Raw genomic sequence first — 15,752 nt, 5'->3', positions numbered from 1 at the left:
ATACACTTCCTCCCGGGTTCGAGTTATGCAACAGTGTATTTGGCGAACCTATCCCAATAGACGTTGTTTCCCGCTCGAGTTTGCCGGCGTCAAAAGCAAATAAAGCACATAAAAACAGATTATTGGGATAGGTTCACATCTCTTCGAACAGCTCATAGGTAAGATTAACAGACTATAACGAATTACTCTGAATCGTTAACAACTGGTCACCCGTCTCGTTCGCCTGGTCAGCACTCTGTACCCTACCCGCGCACAGTTGCGCAGTCGCTCACAGAGTTAGCGTCCGCACCATTTTTTGCGGGCAACCTGCAGAGATTTAAGGTATTTCAGTTGTTAGTGGTTTTTTAAAATAAGGCGCTAAGGAGACAGTAAATGACTGATAAGAAAGCGACGCTAACCATTAACGACAGCGAAGCTCCGATCGAACTGGGCGTATTGACACCGACACTGGGCCCTGATGTCCTCGATGTCCGCGCTCTGGGTTCCAAAGGTTATTTCACATTTGATCCCGGCTTTACCTCCACCGCTTCTTGCGAATCCAAGATTACCTTCATCGACGGCGACAAAGGCGTGCTGCTGCACCGCGGCTTCCCTATCGAGCAGCTGGCGAAAGAATCTTCCTACCTGGAAGTGTGCTACATCCTGCTGTACGGCGAGACCCCAACGCCGGAAGAGTTCGAAACCTTCAAGACGACCGTAACCCGTCACACCATGATCCACGACCAGATCACCCATCTGTTCCGTGGCTTCCGTCGCGACTCGCACCCGATGGCGGTGCTGTGCGGCGTGACCGGTGCGCTGGCGGCGTTCTACCACGATGCGCTGGACGTCAACAACGAACGTCACCGCGAAATCACCGCGTTCCGTCTGCTGTCCAAAATGCCGACCGTGGCCGCGATGTGCTACAAATACTCCCTGGGCCAGCCGTTCGTTTACCCGCGCAACGATCTGTCCTATGCCGGCAACTTCCTGCACATGATGTTCGCCACCCCGTGCGAAGAGTACGTGGTGAACCCGGTGCTGGAACGCGCCATGGACCGCATCCTGATCCTACACGCCGACCATGAGCAGAACGCCTCTACCTCGACCGTGCGCACCGCCGGCTCTTCCGGCGCCAACCCGTTCGCCTGCATCGCGGCCGGTATCGCCTCCCTGTGGGGGCCGGCACACGGCGGCGCCAACGAAGCGGCGCTGAAAATGCTGGAAGAGATCAAGACCGTCGAGCACATTCCAGAGTTCATCAAGCGCGCCAAGGACAAGAACGACTCCTTCCGCCTGATGGGCTTCGGCCACCGCGTGTACAAGAACTACGATCCGCGCGCCACCGTGATGCGCGAAACCTGTCACGAAGTGCTGAAAGAGCTGAACAAGAAGGACGACAACCTGCTGCAGGTCGCGATGGAGCTGGAACACATCGCGCTGAACGACCCGTACTTCATCGAGAAGAAACTGTACCCGAACGTCGACTTCTACTCAGGCATCATCCTGAAGGCAATGGGCATTCCTTCTTCCATGTTCACCGTGATCTTCGCCATCGCACGCACCATCGGCTGGATCGCCCACTGGAACGAAATGCACGACGAAGGCATTAAAATTGCCCGTCCGCGTCAGCTGTACACCGGCTATGCCGAGCGTGATTTCAAATCCCAGCTGAAAAACAAGTAAGCCGCTTTCCTGGCTGAAACCGCACAGCGCCGCCCCTTCGGGCGGCGTTTTTTTTTGGTTATTTCTGGCAACCCGGGCACCAATAAAACGGCCGCGATGACAGCTCGGTGCGCACAATCATCGCGCCGCAGCGTTCGCAAGGCTCACCGCTGCGATGAAATACCTTGAAGCGAAACAGCGCGCCGTGATGCCGGTTGTCATCCGCCTGCCCGCGCGTCTGGTAGGAAAGGCGCGGCACTGCCAGCAACGCCTCCGCCAGACGGCGCAGCGCCTCTGGCGTCAGATCCTGCGGTTTATGCTGCGGCGCCAGTTCGGCCTGCCACAGGATTTCGGCACGCAGATAATTGCCCAATCCGGCAAGAAATGCCTGGTCGAGCAGCATGCCGCTCAGCTGCCTGCGGCGAAAACGCGGCGTCAGCAACCGCTCCGCCACGGCGTCTACCGTCAGCGACATGTCCAACACGTCAGGGCCGATGCGTTGCAAAAACGGGTGCTGTTCTATTTCCTCGCGCGGCCCGACGGTAATGTCGGAAGCGCTGTAGAGCAATATCGCGCTGCGGGCGGTTTCCAGTCGCACCCGCAGATCGCGTTTGGTCTCCGGCGTCTCTCCTGCCGCCGCCACTTTCCACACGCCATACAGCTGGTTATGGCTGTACATCGTCAGCCCATTGGAGAAATGGGTCAGCAGCGCCTTGCCGCGCGGCTCGATGGCGACGATACGCTCGCCGATCAGACGCTGGCGATAGTGTTTCAACTGAGGAAAAGCGAAATCGACGGCGGTCAACGGCTGATCGATCACCGCCGCCGCCAGTTTGTCCGCCGCCCGGCGAATCTCCGGTCCTTCCGGCATAGACCACTCCTTGCGTAGACCCGGCGCAGCCCGGTGCGCCGGGAGTGTTCTTGATTAATGCGTTGCGCCACCCACCACTTTCAGATCGTGTTCCACCTGCAAAGCGATGGAAACGGCCAGCTCCAGCGCAAACAGCACCGTCGAAGCCGCCATGCTCGGCGCACCGGGGTGGGCCGCCGCCTGTTCCGGCAGGTATGGAATATGGATAAAACCGCCCTTCACCTCACGCTGGCCGCTCAAACGGTGCAGCAGCCCATACATGACATGGTTGCACACGTAGGTGCCGGCAGTCTGCGAAACGGCAGCCGGAATGCCAGCTTCGCGCATCGAACTGACCATCGCTTTGATCGGCAAGGTGCTGAAATAGGCCGCCGGACCGCCGGCGACGATCGGCTCGTCCACCGGCTGCTGCCCCTGATTGTCGGGAATGCGCGCATCGTCGACGTTGATCGCCACCCGTTCAATCGTGATATCGGTGCGGCCGCCGGCCTGGCCGATAGCCAGCACCATCACCGGCTGCACCTCATCGATCGCCGCATTGAGCGCCTCCAGCGCCGCGCCGAACACGCACGGCAGCTGGCGCGCCACGATGCGCGTGCCGACCAGCTCCATATCATTGAGCTGCTTCACCACTTCCCAGGAGGGGTTAAGGCGTTCGCCGCCAAACGGCTCAAAGCCGGTAATCAATACTTTTTGCATCCTTACTCCTACAGGAACATCAGGAAATACAGCAGGAACACGTTAACCAACAGCAGCAGCACGCCGGTCGGCACCTGCGCCTTGATCACCGCATTCTTGTCCGGCAACTCCAGCAGCGCCGCCGGCACAATGTTGAAGTTCGCTGCCATCGGCGTCATCAGGGTGCCGCAATAGCCGGAGAACATGCCGATCGCCGCCATCACCGCCGGGTTGCCGCCGTGTTGCAGCACCAGGATCGGAATGCCGATGCCTGCGGTGACGATCGGGAAAGCGGCGAAGGCGTTGCCCATCACCATGGTCAGCACCGCCATACCGATAGCGTAGACCGCCACGGCGATAAAGCGGTTATCGACCGCCAGATACTCCTGGGTCAAATGCGAGATCGCAGTACCAACGCCAGCGACGGTAAACAGCAGCCCCAGCGTGGCGAGGATCTGCGGCAGAATGAACGCCCAGCCGATCGAATCCAGCAGGCGCCGCGCTTCCTGCACCGGCTGCAACGCCTTCTCATGGGTCATTTTCACCGCGATCGCCAGACCGATCAGGCAGCCGACGGTCATCGAGAACAGCGTGATCAGCGTCGCGTGGTTACCGCTGCCGAACACCGCGCTTTGCAACGCCGGAATGTTGTTGAACAGCAGCACGCCGATCACCGTCACCACCGGGATCGCCAGTGCGGGGATAAACAGCTTGTTGCCCAAACGCTTGGCGCTGGTCTCGCGCTCCTGCGGCGTTCGCTGATGATAGCTGCCGAGGCGCACACCGCCGAAGCCGGCGATCAGGGCCATCACCACCACCACCCCGCCAACGATGATGTGCAGCATACGTTTCTCGTTACTGCCCTCGCCCAGTACGTCGCCCAGCAGGCGGTAAGTCCAGTCGCCGACCAGGAATACCAGGCCGTACAACCCCCAAAACAGCCCGGTGGTGATGCGGCGCGGGTTGGCGCGATCGCGGAAGGACATCACCGCCACAATCAGCAGCACCGCGCCGGCCAGCCAGTAGAGATATTGTTGCTGGAAGTTCATCGCGCCTCCCCCTTCGCCTGCAGCGCCGCCTGATTCAGCTGCGCCAGCTCGGTGCTCAGCTGTTTATCCATTCGATACAGCCGGAATGCGTGGATCAGGAAAGCGAAAATGGCGGTCGGAATGCCCCACAGCGCGATATGCAGCGGCTCGGTCTGGATGCCGCCGGACTCCAGCATAAAGTTGTGCATGAAGATGATCGCGCCGAAGGCCACGAAGATATCCTCACCGAAAAACAGCCCGACGTTGTCGGTCGCGGCCGACATGGCGCGCAGGCGGTGGCGCGTACGCTCCGGCAGTTCGCCATAGCGGTTTTCCGTTGCCCCTTCCGCCATCGGCGCCAGCAGCGGCCGCACCATTTGCGGGTGCCCGCCCAGGCTGGTCAGCCCTATCGCCGCGGTGATCTCGCGCACGAACAGGTACACGATCAGCAAACGGCCGGCGGTGGCGCTTTTGATCTTGGCGATCCACGCCTGCGCCCGCTCCTTCAGCCCGTGGCGCTCCAGCAGGCCGATCACCGCCAGCGGCAGCAGCAGGATCAGCGGCAGGTTGCGGGTGTTGAGAAAGCCCTCGCCGAGCTTTTCCAGAATGACGTCCAGCGGCATCAGCGCCGCCAAACCGGTGATGATACCGGCGGCGATCACCACCAGCACCGGGTTGAAACGCAATACAAATCCGACCACGATGGCGGCGATGCCGATCAGTGGCCAGAGATTCACGGCCTGTTCCATAGTCTTCCCTCGATATTTTCTAATAGTTTTTTGCTTGTGATGTTGAGTCTTGCTTTACGGCTTTATTGCTCCGCGCTGACGCGAATACCCTGTTGAACAAAACTGTCCCGCAGCTTGCGCGCATACGCCAGCGCATGCTCGCCGTCCCCGTGCAGGCAGACAGTTTCCGCCTGAACGGCGGCCCAGACGCCATCCACGCTGCGCACCCGGTGATGGCGCACCATCTCCAGCGTTTGCGCCAGCGCCTGTTCGTCATCCTCGATCAATGCCCCCGGCAAACCGCGCGGCACCAGCGTGCCGTCGGCCTGATAACCGCGATCGGCGAACACCTCCTGCCGGGTGGTCAGACCGAGTTTTTCCCCGGCGCGGATCAGCTCGCTGCCGGCCAGCCCCACCAGCCGCAACGCCGGATCGACCGCCTGCACCGCCCGGGCGATCGCTTCCGCCAGCGCCGGTTCAACCGCCGCCTGGTTATACAGCATGCCGTGCGGCTTAACATGTACCATCACCCCACCCTCGGCGCGTGCGATCGCCGCCAGCGCCCCGAGCTGATACACCACCTGCGCGTACACCGTTTCCGGCGGCAGCTGCATGCGGGTGCGGCCGAAGTTCTCCCGATCGGGAAAACTCGGGTGGGCGCCGATCGCCACGCCGTACTGCAATGCCCAGCGCACCGATTGACGCATGGTCTGCGCATCGCCGGCGTGGAAGCCGCAGGCGATGTTGGCCGAGCTCACCAATTGCAACAGCGCCTGATCGTTGGCGCAGCCTTCGCCGAGATCGGCGTTCAAATCAACGATCATGTAACCCCCAGGCAATCTGTCGAAGGAAGAGATCCTGCTCGGCTTTGGCGCGCTGCGCCTCCGTCAGTGAGCAGAGAACGAAGTGGATCGGTTCGCCGAGACGGATCTGCGCCAAGTGGTAGAGATCGGCTTCGATCACGCAGGCGATACGCGGGTAACCGCCGGTGGTTTGCGCATCGGCCATCAGCACGATCGGCTGGCCGTTATGCGGCACCTGCACCACGCCGGGCATCAGGCCATGCGACAGCATCTCGCGGTCGGTGGTGCGCTCCAGCGGCGTACCGCCGTGCAGGCGGTAGCCCATGCGGTTGCTCTGCGGGCTGAGCTGCCAGGCGGTGCGCCAAAACGTATCCTGCGCCTCTTCGCTGAATTCGGCGTACTCCGGCCCCGGCAGCGCGCGGATGCGGTTGGTGAACAGCAGCTGTTTCACGCCGCAGCGATATTGCGGTTGAGCGGCTGATTTGCCCAGCGGCAGCCGATCGCCGTCTTTCAGATTACGGCCTTCGTGGCCGCCAAAGGCGGCTTTCATGTCGGTGCTGCACGAGCCCAGCATTTCCGGCACGGCGATACCGCCCGAGATCGCCAGGTAGCTGCGCATGCCGCGTTTCGGCGTGCCTAGCGCCAGCCGCTGCCCCTTTTTCACCGGGTAGCGCCAGCCGGTCCACAGCGGCTTGCCGTCCAGCTGCGCGTCGCAGCCGGCGCCGGTCAGGGCGATCCAGCCAGAGTGGGTAAACTCGGCGCTGAACTGGCCGAGCGTGATCTCCAGCCCGGCGGCCTCCGGCGCGTTGCCCACCAGCAGGTTGGCGATCTTCAGCGCCGGTTGATCCAACGCCCCGCCGGTGCTGATGCCCAGGCGGCGGAATCCCTCGCGGCCCAAATCCTGCACCGTGGTATAGATGCCGGCACGCAGAATAATCAGCATACGCCCTCCTTCTGCGGCACGAAGCGCACGCTATCGCCCGGACGCAGCAGCGTCGGCGGCATTTCATGCGGATTGAACAGCGCCAGCGGCGTGCGGCCAATCAGTTGCCAGCCGCCGGGCGTCACCAGCGGATAGATGCCGGTCTGGCCGCCGCCGATGCCGACGGAGCCGGCCGCCACCGCCAGACGCGGTTCGGCGCGGCGCGGCGTCGCCAATTTTTCCGGCATGCCGCCCAAATAGGAGAAGCCCGGCTGAAAGCCGAGGAAATAGACCACATAGGCCGCCGCCGCGTGGCATTCCACCACCTGCCGCGGCGTCATGCCGGTATGGCGCGCCACGTCATCCAGATCGGGGCCTTGCTCCCCGCCGTAGACCACCGGAATATCCACCTGGCGCGACTCCGGCGTCAGGCGCTCTTTGCTTTCCCAACCCTGCTGCAGCAACGCAAGCATCGCTTCGGCGTCGGCCTGCGGCGTATGCAGCAACAGCGTCAGGTTGTTCATCCCCGGCACCACTTCCCGCACGTCGGGGTGGTGATTCAGCTTTTCCGCCAGCGCCCAGATGCGCTGCTGGCTCGGTAACGTCACCGGCGGCGACAGTTCAAGCACTACCGCTCTTTCACCCAACAGGTAATAACGTGCTTGTTGCACCCTTATTCTCCTTATTATTATCGCGATGAAAAACACACCAGTTATGCGTGACGCGGCCCCGGCTGTCAATAGAACGCAACCATAAGGAAAATAAGGAAATAGCGCGATAAAAGGATTCAGCCGGCGCACAGGCCGGGCTGGATCCGGGGAAGAAAAAAATCAGGCGGGATTCGGGATATCGATAAAGGTCACATCAAAGCCGTGGTGCTGGGCCAGCCAGTCCCCCAACGCTTTCACGCCACCGCGCTCGGTCGCATGGTGACCGGCGGCGAAGAAATGCACGCCCATTTCGCGCGCGCTATGAATGGTCTGCTCAGACACTTCACCGCTGATGAACGCATCGACGCCGAAGCGCGCCGCGCTGTCGATAAAGCCCTGGCCACCGCCGGTGCACCAGGCCACCTGGCGAATGTGCTCAGGCGCGTTATCGCCGCAGTGCAGCACCGCGCGCCCCAGCCGGCTTTCGATACGCTGCTGCAGCGCCTCGCCGGTCAGCGGCTGTTCAAATTCGCCGTGTGGCACCAGCGGCTCGACGTCGCCAATCACCCGAATGCCCAGCGCCTGCGCAAGCTGCGCGTTGTTACCCAGCACCGGATGCGCGTCCAGCGGCAGGTGGTAGCCGTACAGGTTAATATCGTGAGTCAACAGCGTTTTCAGACGATTGCGCTTCATGCCGCGCACCGCCGGCGCCTCATTTTTCCAGAAATAGCCGTGGTGCACGATAATCGCGTCGGCCTGATGCGCCACCGCGGCATCCAGCAGCGCCTGACAGGCGGTGACGCCGGTCACGATGCGCTGCACGTGCGGGCGGCCTTCTACCTGCAATCCGTTAGGGGCGTAGTCCTGAAACGCCGCGGCGTTCAGTTCCGTATTGATCAGTTGTTCCAGATCGAGGTTACGCATTCTCTTCTCTCTTCATAGTCAAAATGTCTGCCGGTCGCCCTGCGCCATCAGGATGAATTTCACGCCCAGATCGTTGCCCTGCGCCAGCTGCTGCGCAATGGCGGCGCGCGTGTCTTCGCCCTGCTTCAGGCTGGGCTTGATGTGGCTGATCACCACCGGCAGACCGTTCAGCGAACCTTCACCGCCGCTGTACTGCGTCAGGTTCTTCAACTCCTTCAGCAGCCAGGCCGGCGTCAAATGGCCGTACAGATGTTTATCCTCCATCCCATTGGGGTACGAGGTTTCGATAATCATGCCTTTGAGCTTTTTCTGCTCGACAAGCGGCCCCAGCGTGCGCCAGACGGTATCGAGATCGCGTGATTGCTCCACCTTATCCGGCCCGGTATCGCCGAAGTAGGCGAAGAACTCGCTGCCGTTGGAAATCAGCAGCATCGACGACGGGTAGCGATCGTGGCTAAGCGGGTACATCACGCCGGTCAACCCGGTCAGGCCGAGGGTAAAGCGCTGCTGCGGCCGCACCATTTGCAGCCGGTAAGTGCCCAGCCGCGAACCGTTGCCGGCGTCGGTAAAGTTCGGCCAGGCCTTCCAGTTGAAGTAGTGATTACGCAGGGTCAGCACGGTGTCCGCCTGGGCGTAAACGGTTTTTTTATTGTCCTCGGGCGAGCCGACGATCAGCCCCGCCACGTGGTCCAGATGGCCGTGGCTGATAAAGTAACTGCCGATCAACTGCCGGAACACATAGCCCTGCGGCGTGTAAGGCGCGGCCAGCTCGGGGGTCACCTGCGGGAAACTGCCCTTCTCCAACCCTTTGGCGATGCCCGGTAGCAGCGAGCCGGCGTCCAGCGCCACATACTGCGGCTGATTATCGCTGCGGATCAGATAAGAGGTCAGGTTGCCGTCGCTAACGCCGCCGTCGACGCCCAGCGCCACCACGTCAAAGCCGGCTATCGCCAGCGCCGAATAGCCGCTCAGGCACAGGGCCAGCACCTTTTTCATCATTGCGTCGCTCCTTGCAGTTGCCTCAAGACTCTCCCCGTTTCGCCACCTCGAACGCCGCCAACGTCTCCATGCGGGCTTGTTTGTGATCGACGATCGGCAGCGGGTAGTTCAGCGTGCATCGCTGCTTTTCCGCCCAGCGATGGGGATGATGGATGTCATTGTCGGGCACATCCGCCAGTTCCGGCAACCATTTACGGATAAAAGTGCCTTGTGGATCAAAACGTTCACCCTGGGTGGTCGGGTTGAAGATGCGGAAATACGGCGCGGCGTCGGTGCCGGTGGAGGCCGCCCACTGCCAGCCGCCGTTGTTGGCCGCCAGATCCCCGTCCAGCAGTTGCGACATGAAATAGCGCTCCCCGGCGCGCCAGTCGATCAGCAGATCTTTCACCAGAAAACTGGCGCTGATCATGCGCAGCCGGTTGTGCATCCAGCCGGTGGCATTCAGTTGGCGCATGGCGGCATCGACGATCGGATAACCGGTTTCGCCCCGCTGCCAGGCCTGCAGCTTCGCCGCGTCATCGCACCAGCGCACCTTGTCCGTCCAGGCGATAAACGGCCGATGGCGACACAGCTCGGGATAGGCCACCAGCAGATGGCGGTAGAACTCGCGCCAAATCAGCTCGTTCAGCCAGGCGAAAGCGCCGCTCTCGCGATCTTCCAGCAGCTGCGGGCATTCGGCGCGCAGGCGGTTGAAGCACTGGCGCGGCGACAGCGCACCGATCGCCAGATAGGGCGACAGGCTGCTGGTGCCGGCGATGGCGGGCAGATCGCGCTGCCGAAGGTAATCCTGCACCTGCTCACGACAAAAGGCGCGCAGCCGCTGCAGCGCGGCCTCCTCGCCGGCGGGATAGTCATCCCCAATTTCCGCCGCGGGATAATCGAACGCCGCCGGCGCCTCAGGCGCAGGCAACGCGCCATCGGCACGGATCTTCGGCGCCGGCAGGCAGCTCACGTCGGACTCGGTCAGGCGCTGAATAAAGGCATTGCGAAACGGCGTATAAACCTTGTACATCTCGCCGCCGCCGGTGAGCACGCTGCCCGGCGGCAACAGCAGGCTGTCATCAAAACCGTGGCACGTTACCCGTCCATTCAACTGCTGCTCCAGCCGCACATCGCGTCGCCGTTCATTCAGTTCATACTGGCGGTTGTAAAACATCGCATCTACCTGCTCTCGCTCGCAATAGTCCGCCAGCCAGTCGATCGACGCGGCAAAGTCCGCACAGGCATGGCAATGCAGCGCAATGCCCTTTTGCGCCAGCGCCTGTTGCACCGCCTGCAGGCTGGCGTGGATCAGCGCCGCCTGCCGCGGCGCCATCTCATGTTGCCGCCACTGCTCCGGTGTGGCGATAAACACCGCCAGCACCCGGGCTTTCGGATCGCTGCAGGCGGCGTGCAGGGCTTTGTTGTCGGTGATACGCAGATCGTTACGCAACCAGACCAGATGCGTGGTCATAAAACTCCTTGTCAATCAATGGCCGTAACGCAAACGCAGCGCCTCCGGGTAAGGTTCGAAATAGCGTTGTTCCGCCAGATAGCGATCGGGGTATTCCGCCATGTAATGCTTGAGCAGCGCGATCGGCGCCAGCAGCGGCTGCATGCCCTGCCGGTAGCGATCGATCAGGTGCGCCAGCTCCTGGCGCTGCGCCGCGTTAAGCTGACGACGGAAGTAGCCCTGCACGTGCATTAACACGTTGGTGTGGTTGCGCCGCGTCGCTTTGTGCGCCAACAGCGCCATCAGGCGGCTGCGGTATTCCACGGCGAAGGCCTCCAGCGAGTCCCAGCGGTGAATATCGGCGACGAAGCGCCCCAGCTCGCGGTACGCCGGCTGCGAATGCGCCAGCAGCGACAGCTTGTAGCGGCTGTGAAACGCGATCAGCCCGCCGCGGGTCAGCCCCTGACGCCACAGCATGTTCAACTCATACAGCGCGTACACTCGCTCGATAAAGTTTTCCCGCAGCGCCGCATCCTGCAATCGTCCATCTTCTTCCACCGGCAGCCACGGCATCTGACGCAGCAGCTCGGCGGTAAACAGCCCAACGCCGTTTTTACGCGAGTCCTTGCCGTTCTCGCTGTAGACCCGCACCCGTTCCAGGCCGCAGCTCGGCGACTTGGCGCAGACGATATAGCCGCACAGGTGCTGCAACGCGGCCACGCGCTGCGCGGAGAAACTGCGCATCTCCTCGGTCAGATCCACGCCGGCGTCGTTGCTGTAGCGCATCGCCGGCCACGGCTGCGCCTGTTTCACCAGGCGCAGCGCCGGGCGCGGCGTGGGCAGGCCGATCGCCATTTCCGGGCAAACGGGCTCAAAGCGCACATAGGGCGCCAACTGTTCCACCGCAAAAGCCAGCCGCTTGTGGCCACCGTCGAAACGCACCGCGTCGCCCAGTAAACAGGCGCTGATGCCGATAGGGATCTTGTCGCTCATACCGCTCTCCCATGTTGTTGACCGATGAGGAAAGTGTAGAAGAATGGCTTGCCAAATACGACCTTGCGCTTGATAGGGGTGGCCAGAGGCATAAAAAAACCCCCGCCACAGGGCGAGGGTTTTTTCGTGAATCGGCAGCGACTCAGTAGAAATCGCAGGACGCCAGTTCCGCCTGCTGCAGCCAGACCGGCTTATCGCTGGTTTTTGACCAGACGCGGTGCAGGTAGCTGTAAAAACGCCCGCGATCGCTGCGGAACAGCATCACCGGCAGGGCCAAAATGCCCGCGATAACCACTGCGCTGCGGCGCAGGAGAATCCGATGCAGTGAATAAGCGTGATAGGTCGTAGACATGCGAACCTCCTTAAAAACGCCTGCCGTTGATTTGTCAGGGAAAACGGCGTGGGCGTATCAAATGAACAATCGGTAATTTGGTAACTGAGCAAAATTTTAGCGCACTTGATGAAAGTTTACTACTCATCCGACCACTAAATCGCACAAAAAATCGCTAATCACCGCAGCGATTCGTAATTTTGTTACAGTCAGGTTAATTTTTAACTTATCATGGGTTACATTGTGGTTATTATCCGGTTCCTGCTTCCACGCCTCTGCCCTTGCTTATTCACTCATCAGGCGCAATCTCGCCACCAACCTGCTGCTTGAAATGCTCAATTTCCGCTGAAATTTCAGCCATTTTTATACTTTTTTTACACCCGCCCGCGCGATTTTTTCATCTTCTTTCTACCCCGCTCCCTACACTGCCTCTATCAAAAACAACACCTCTGGAGGTGTCCCGTGAGTTTCAGCGTTATTGGTGGTGCGCTGTTGGTCCTGCTGCTGTTGGCCTATCTGGTCTACGCCCTGTTTAACGCGGAGGATTTCTGATGGCGGCTTCAGCCTTTTTACTGATCGCCAGTTTCCTGCTGGTGCTTCTGCTGCTGGCCCGGCCGCTGGGCGGCTTTATGGCGCGCCTGATCGAAGGTGAGCCGCTGCCTACGCTGCGCGGGGTGGAAGCCGGCGTCTGGCGCGCCTGCGGCATCCGCGCCACCGAGATGAACTGGTGGCAGTACGCGCTGGCGATCCTGGCGTTCAACCTGCTCGGCCTGGCGTTGCTGTTCGCCCTGCTGATGACGCAGGGCTCGCTGCCGCTCAACCCGCAAGGCTTCCCGGGCCTCTCCTGGGATCTGGCGCTCAACACCGCCGTCAGCTTCGTCACCAACACCAACTGGCAGGCCTACAGCGGTGAAAGCACTCTCAGCTATTTCAGCCAGATGGCCGGGCTGGCGGTGCAGAACTTCGTCTCCGCCTCCACCGGCATCGCCGTGGCCTTTGCGCTGATCCGCGCCTTTACCCGCCGCGCCGGCAAGACCGTCGGCAACGCCTGGGCCGATCTATTCCGCATCACGCTGTATGTGCTGCTGCCGATCGCGCTGCTGATCGCTCTGTTCTTCGTCAGCCAGGGCACGCTGCAAAACTTCCTGCCTTACCTGCACGTCACCACGCTCGAAGGTGCGCAGCAGACGCTGCCGATGGGGCCAGTGGCCTCGCAGGAAGCGATCAAGATGCTCGGCACCAACGGCGGCGGCTTCTTCGGCGCCAACTCGGCGCACCCGTTCGAGAACCCAACCGTGCTGACCAACTTCGTGCAGATGCTGGCCATCTTCCTGATCCCCTGCGCGCTGTGCTTCTCCTTCGGCCAGTTGGCCGGTGAAAACCGTCAGGGCCACGCGCTGATCTGGGCGATGGCGCTGATCTTCGTGGTGGCGGTGGTGGTGGTGATGGTCGCCGAGCTGGCGGGCAACCCGCACCTGAGCGCGCTGGGCGCCGACAGCAACATCAATATGGAAGGCAAAGAGTCGCGCTTTGGCATTTTCGCCACCAGCCTGTTCTCGGTGGTGACCACCGCCGCGTCCTGCGGGGCGGTCAACGCCATGCACGACTCCTTCACCGCGCTGGGCGGCATGGTACCGATGTGGCTGATGCAGATCGGTGAGGTGGTGTTCGGCGGCGTAGGCTCCGGCCTGTACGGCATGCTGCTGTTCGTACTGCTGACGGTATTTATCGCCGGTCTGATGATCGGCCGCACCCCGGAATACCTGGGCAAAAAGATCGACGTTTACGACATGAAGATGACCGCGCTAGCGATCCTGGTCACGCCGACGCTGGTGTTGCTGGGCAGCGCGCTGGCCATCGGCACCGACGCGGGCCGCGCCGGCATCCTCAACCCGGGCGCTCACGGCTTCAGCGAAGTGCTGTACGCCCTGTCCTCCGCCGCCAACAACAACGGCAGCGCCTTCGCCGGGTTGAGCGTCAATACGCCGTTCTACAACCTGCTGCTGGCCTTCGCTATGTTCGTCGGCCGCTTCGGGGTGATCCTGCCGGTGCTGGCGATCGCCGGTTCGCTGAGCGCTAAACAACGCCAGCCGGCGGGCAACGGCACCCTGCCGACCTATGGGCCGCTGTTTATCGGTCTGCTGATCGGCACCGTATTGCTGGTGGGTGCACTGACCTTCGTGCCGGCGCTGGCGCTAGGCCCGGTGGCCGAGCATTTGCAGCTTTGGTTGGCAAACTAACCGACGTCACAGAGAGAGAATAAGAGATGACTCGCAAACAACGCGCGCTGTTTGAACCGGCCCTGGTGCGCACCGCGCTGATCGATGCGGTGAAAAAACTGGATCCTCGCGTTCAATGGCGCAACCCGGTGATGTTCGTGGTGTATATCGGCAGCCTGCTGACCACCGCCATCTGGCTGGCGATCCTCGCCGGCCAAACCGACGGTGCCGCCGCCTTTACCGGCAGCGTCGCCCTGTGGTTGTGGTTCACCGTGCTGTTCGCCAACTTCGCCGAGGCGCTGGCCGAAGGCCGCAGCAAGGCCCAGGCGGAAAGCCTGAAAGGCACCAAGAAAACCAGCTGGGCGAAAAAGCTGGCCGGCCCGCGCCGCGACGGCGCCACGGAGAAAGTGGCCGCCGAAAGCCTGCGCAAAGGCGATATCGTACTGGTGGAAGCCGGCGATACCGTCCCGTGCGACGGCGAAGTGCTGGAAGGCGGCGCCTCGGTAGATGAAAGCGCCATCACCGGCGAATCCGCCCCGGTGATCCGCGAATCCGGCGGGGACTTCTCCTCGGTCACCGGCGGCACCCGCGTGCTGTCCGACTGGCTGGTGGTACAGTGCAGCGTCAACCCGGGGGAAACCTTCCTCGATCGCATGATCGCCATGGTGGAAGGCGCCAAGCGCCGCAAAACGCCGAACGAGATCGCGCTGACCATCCTGCTGGTGGCGCTGACCATCGTGTTCGTCCTGGCCACCGCCACCCTGTTCCCGTTCTCGCAATACAGCGTGGAAGCGGCCGGCAGCGGCAGCGTGGTCACCATCACCGTGCTGGTCGCCTTGCTGGTTTGCCTGATCCCCACCACCATCGGTGGCCTGCTGTCCGCCATCGGCGTGGCCGGGATGAGCCGCATGCTCGGCGCCAACGTGATCGCCACCAGCGGCCGCGCGGTGGAAGCCGCCGGCGACGTGGACGTGCTTCTGCTGGATAAAACCGGCACCATCACGCTGGGCAACCGCCAGGCTTCAGAGTTCCTGCCGGCGCCGGGCGTGAAAGAGCAAGAGCTGGCGGACGCCGCGCAGCTGGCCTCGCTGGCGGACGAAACGCCGGAAGGCCGCAGCATCGTGGTGTTGGCCAAACAGCGCTTCAACCTGCGCGAACGCGATCTGCAGGCGCTGAACGCCACCTTCGTGCCCTTCTCGGCCCAAACCCGCATGAGCGGCGTCAACGTGCAGGAGCGCATGATCCGCAAAGGCGCAGTGGATGCCATTCGCCGTCACGTCGAATCCAATCAGGGGCACTTCCCGCGGGCGGTGGACGATCTGGTGGAAAGCGTGGCGCGCACCGGCGGCACGCCGCTGGTGGTGGCGGAAGGCGCCCGAGTGCTGGGCGTGGTGGCGCTGAAGGATATCGTCAAGGGCGGCATCAAGGAACGCTTCAATGAGCTGCGCAAGATGGGCATCAAAACGGTGATGATCACCGGCGATAACCCGCTGACCGCGGGGGGGGGGGGGGGCGGAGGGGGGGGGGGGG

16 protein-coding genes are annotated in these 15,752 nt (G+C 62.1%); 4 read left to right on the top strand and 12 right to left on the bottom strand.

Features of this window, described 5'->3' with window-relative positions; all coding sequences use genetic code 11:
• Positions 1-372: 372 nt before the first annotated feature.
• Positions 373-1,665: a citrate synthase gene (locus ACJ8J5_RS15355; protein ID WP_016928730.1), complete on the top strand. Its 1,293-nt coding sequence runs from the start codon at positions 373-375 to the stop codon at positions 1,663-1,665.
• A gap of 58 nt (positions 1,666-1,723) precedes the next feature.
• On the opposite strand, the gene nei is transcribed toward ACJ8J5_RS15355, so the two are convergent.
• The 12 genes from nei to ACJ8J5_RS15295 all read right to left on the bottom strand — a co-directional run bounded on the left by nei (position 1,724) and on the right by ACJ8J5_RS15295 (position 12,024).
• The gene (gene nei / locus ACJ8J5_RS15350; protein WP_025301879.1) at positions 1,724-2,515 is read right to left on the bottom strand and encodes an endonuclease VIII; all 792 of its coding nucleotides are present in this window, start codon (positions 2,513-2,515) and stop codon (positions 1,724-1,726) included.
• A gap of 54 nt (positions 2,516-2,569) precedes the next feature.
• Complete coding sequence (gene pcp, locus ACJ8J5_RS15345; protein WP_016928732.1) at positions 2,570-3,214, bottom strand: pyroglutamyl-peptidase I; 645 nt, start codon at positions 3,212-3,214, stop codon at positions 2,570-2,572.
• An 8-nt stretch (positions 3,215-3,222) separates the two neighbouring features.
• Entirely contained in the window at positions 3,223-4,242 is a 1,020-nt protein-coding gene (locus ACJ8J5_RS15340) for a DUF979 domain-containing protein (RefSeq protein WP_033641071.1), read from the bottom strand.
• Positions 4,239-4,970 carry a DUF969 domain-containing protein gene (locus tag ACJ8J5_RS15335; protein WP_197835348.1) on the bottom strand — a complete coding sequence of 244 codons (732 nt, stop codon included), beginning with the start codon at positions 4,968-4,970 and terminating at the stop codon, positions 4,239-4,241. The genes ACJ8J5_RS15340 and ACJ8J5_RS15335 overlap by 4 nt, the downstream gene beginning before the upstream one ends.
• 62 nt (positions 4,971-5,032) lie before the next feature.
• Positions 5,033-5,773, bottom strand: coding sequence for a 5-oxoprolinase subunit PxpA (gene pxpA / locus ACJ8J5_RS15330; RefSeq protein WP_025301876.1), 741 nt, complete (start codon positions 5,771-5,773; stop codon positions 5,033-5,035).
• Entirely contained in the window at positions 5,763-6,695 is a 933-nt protein-coding gene (pxpC, locus tag ACJ8J5_RS15325) for a 5-oxoprolinase subunit PxpC (protein ID WP_197835346.1), read from the bottom strand. The genes pxpA and pxpC overlap by 11 nt, the downstream gene beginning before the upstream one ends.
• Entirely contained in the window at positions 6,689-7,345 is a 657-nt protein-coding gene (pxpB, locus tag ACJ8J5_RS15320) for a 5-oxoprolinase subunit PxpB (protein ID WP_025301874.1), read from the bottom strand. Before pxpB ends, pxpC begins: the two co-directional genes overlap by 7 nt.
• Before the next feature lie 159 nt (positions 7,346-7,504).
• Entirely contained in the window at positions 7,505-8,248 is a 744-nt protein-coding gene (locus ACJ8J5_RS15315; RefSeq protein WP_197780777.1) for a type 2 GTP cyclohydrolase I, read from the bottom strand.
• Positions 8,249-8,266: 18 nt separating this feature from the next.
• Positions 8,267-9,247: an MBL fold metallo-hydrolase gene (locus ACJ8J5_RS15310; RefSeq protein WP_414105067.1), complete on the bottom strand. Its 981-nt coding sequence runs from the start codon at positions 9,245-9,247 to the stop codon at positions 8,267-8,269.
• Positions 9,248-9,269: 22 nt separating this feature from the next.
• Complete coding sequence (phrB, locus tag ACJ8J5_RS15305; RefSeq protein ID WP_414105066.1) at positions 9,270-10,700, bottom strand: deoxyribodipyrimidine photo-lyase; 1,431 nt, start codon at positions 10,698-10,700, stop codon at positions 9,270-9,272.
• Positions 10,701-10,715: 15 nt separating this feature from the next.
• A complete protein-coding gene (locus tag ACJ8J5_RS15300) occupies positions 10,716-11,672 on the bottom strand; it encodes a YbgA family protein (RefSeq protein WP_414105065.1) in 957 nt (318 codons plus the stop codon).
• A 142-nt stretch (positions 11,673-11,814) separates the two neighbouring features.
• On the bottom strand, positions 11,815-12,024 hold the full coding sequence (locus ACJ8J5_RS15295) for a YbfA family protein (protein ID WP_004939916.1): 210 nt from the start codon (positions 12,022-12,024) through the stop codon (positions 11,815-11,817).
• Positions 12,025-12,465: 441 nt separating this feature from the next.
• Here ACJ8J5_RS15295 and ACJ8J5_RS15290 point away from each other — a divergent pair, with 441 nt between their 5' ends.
• From ACJ8J5_RS15290 to kdpB, 3 genes are all read left to right on the top strand, one after another.
• Positions 12,466-12,555 (top strand): K(+)-transporting ATPase subunit F, encoded by a 90-nt coding sequence (locus ACJ8J5_RS15290; RefSeq protein WP_016928742.1) that lies wholly within the window; start codon positions 12,466-12,468, stop codon positions 12,553-12,555.
• Positions 12,555-14,243, top strand: a complete 1,689-nt coding sequence (gene kdpA / locus ACJ8J5_RS15285) for a potassium-transporting ATPase subunit KdpA (RefSeq protein WP_414105064.1) — start codon at positions 12,555-12,557, stop codon at positions 14,241-14,243. The genes ACJ8J5_RS15290 and kdpA overlap by 1 nt, the downstream gene beginning before the upstream one ends.
• 26 nt (positions 14,244-14,269) lie before the next feature.
• On the top strand, positions 14,270-15,752 hold a 1,483-nt coding region (gene kdpB / locus ACJ8J5_RS15280), incomplete at its 3' end, for a potassium-transporting ATPase subunit KdpB (protein WP_442520483.1).

Origin of the sequence: Serratia sp. CY43202 (assembly GCF_052168755.1) — a bacterium.
In the GTDB taxonomy this organism is placed as follows: Bacteria; Pseudomonadota; Gammaproteobacteria; order Enterobacterales; family Enterobacteriaceae; genus Serratia; species Serratia bockelmannii.
Note: the sequence above shows the minus strand (reverse complement) of the source record. Positions and strands in the feature narration are given on the sequence as shown.

Coding starts and splice junctions, on each gene's coding strand:
- ACJ8J5_RS15355 (WP_016928730.1), top strand. CDS start 373: ATGACTGATAAGAAAGCGACGCTAACCATTAACGACAGCGAAGCTCCG.
- nei (WP_025301879.1), bottom strand. CDS start 2,515: ATGCCGGAAGGACCGGAGATTCGCCGGGCGGCGGACAAACTGGCGGCG.
- pcp (WP_016928732.1), bottom strand. CDS start 3,214: ATGCAAAAAGTATTGATTACCGGCTTTGAGCCGTTTGGCGGCGAACGC.
- ACJ8J5_RS15340 (WP_033641071.1), bottom strand. CDS start 4,242: ATGAACTTCCAGCAACAATATCTCTACTGGCTGGCCGGCGCGGTGCTG.
- ACJ8J5_RS15335 (WP_197835348.1), bottom strand. CDS start 4,970: ATGGAACAGGCCGTGAATCTCTGGCCACTGATCGGCATCGCCGCCATC.
- pxpA (WP_025301876.1), bottom strand. CDS start 5,773: ATGATCGTTGATTTGAACGCCGATCTCGGCGAAGGCTGCGCCAACGAT.
- pxpC (WP_197835346.1), bottom strand. CDS start 6,695: ATGCTGATTATTCTGCGTGCCGGCATCTATACCACGGTGCAGGATTTG.
- ACJ8J5_RS15315 (WP_197780777.1), bottom strand. CDS start 8,248: ATGCGTAACCTCGATCTGGAACAACTGATCAATACGGAACTGAACGCC.
- ACJ8J5_RS15310 (WP_414105067.1), bottom strand. CDS start 9,247: ATGATGAAAAAGGTGCTGGCCCTGTGCCTGAGCGGCTATTCGGCGCTG.
- phrB (WP_414105066.1), bottom strand. CDS start 10,700: ATGACCACGCATCTGGTCTGGTTGCGTAACGATCTGCGTATCACCGAC.
- ACJ8J5_RS15300 (WP_414105065.1), bottom strand. CDS start 11,672: ATGAGCGACAAGATCCCTATCGGCATCAGCGCCTGTTTACTGGGCGAC.
- ACJ8J5_RS15295 (WP_004939916.1), bottom strand. CDS start 12,024: ATGTCTACGACCTATCACGCTTATTCACTGCATCGGATTCTCCTGCGC.
- kdpA (WP_414105064.1), top strand. CDS start 12,555: ATGGCGGCTTCAGCCTTTTTACTGATCGCCAGTTTCCTGCTGGTGCTT.